The sequence below is a fragment of the Kitasatospora sp. NPDC101235 genome (assembly GCF_044767505.1).
Lineage (GTDB): Bacteria > Actinomycetota > Actinomycetes > Streptomycetales > Streptomycetaceae > Kitasatospora.
Window position 1 is genome coordinate 1 of the sequence record NZ_JBIWNZ010000093.1, and the last position, 1,144, is coordinate 1,144.

1 protein-coding gene is annotated in these 1,144 nt (G+C 66.6%); it reads right to left on the reverse strand.

Features of this window, described 5'->3' with window-relative positions:
- Positions 1 to 4: 4 nt before the first annotated feature.
- The coding region (locus ACIRRH_RS43950; RefSeq protein WP_403079113.1) for an acyl-CoA dehydrogenase family protein at positions 5 to 1,144 on the reverse strand (1,140 nt) is incomplete at its 5' end.

Consider the following 1,144-nt stretch of genomic DNA (forward strand, 5'->3'; position numbering starts at 1 on the left):
CGGGTTACGGGAGGTTGCGGGCCATCACGATCCGCTGGACCTGGTTGGTCCCCTCGTAGATCTGCGTGATCTTCGCGTCCCGCATCATCCGCTCCACCGGATAGTCCCGGGTGTACCCGTACCCACCCAGCAACTGCACCGCGTCCGTGGTGATCTCCATCGCCGCATCCGACGCGTAGCACTTCGCCGCCGCCCCGAAGAACGTCAGATCCGCATCCCCGCGCTGCGACTTCGCCGCCGCCGCGTACGTCAGCTGCCGCGCCGCCTCCAGCTTCATCGCCATGTCCGCCAGCATGAACTGGACCCCCTGGAACTCCGCGATCGCCTTACCGAACTGCCGGCGCTCCTTGACGTACCCCTTCGCATAGTCCAGCGCACCCTGCGCGATCCCGATCGCCTGCGCCGCGATCGTCACCCGCGTGTGGTCCAGCGTGCGCATCGCCGTCGCGAAACCCGTACCCTCCGCACCGATCATCCGATCCGCCGGAATCCGCACATTGTCGAAGTACACCTCACGCGTCGGCGAACCCTTGATGCCCAGCTTCTTCTCCGGCGCACCGAACGAGACGCCCTCGTCGCCCTTCTCCACCACGAACGCCGAGATACCCTTCGAACGCTTCTCCGGGTCCGTCACCGCCATCACCGTGTAGAACTCCGACACACCGGCATTGGTGATCCACCGCTTCACACCGTTCAGCACCCAGAAGTCCCCGTCACGCACCGCCCGGGTCTTCATCCCCGCCGCGTCACTGCCCGCCTCCGGCTCCGACAGGCAGTACGAGAACATCCCCTCACCACGCGCCAGCGCCCCCAGGTACTTCGCCTTCAACTCCTCCGAACCCGACAGCTGCACCGGCAGCGACCCCAGCTTGTTCACCGCCGGAATCAACGAGGACGACGCACACACCCGCGCCACCTCCTCGATCACGATCACCGTCGCCAGCGCATCCGCCCCCGCACCGCCGTACTCCTCCGGCACGTGCACCGCATGCAGGTCATTGCCCTGCAACGCATCCAGCGCCTCCTGCGGGAACCGCCCCTGCTCGTCCACCTCCGCCGCGAACGGAGCGATCTTCGCCTCGGCCAGCGAACGCACCGCCTCACGGAGCATCCCGTGCTCCTCGGAGATACGGAAGAGATCGAA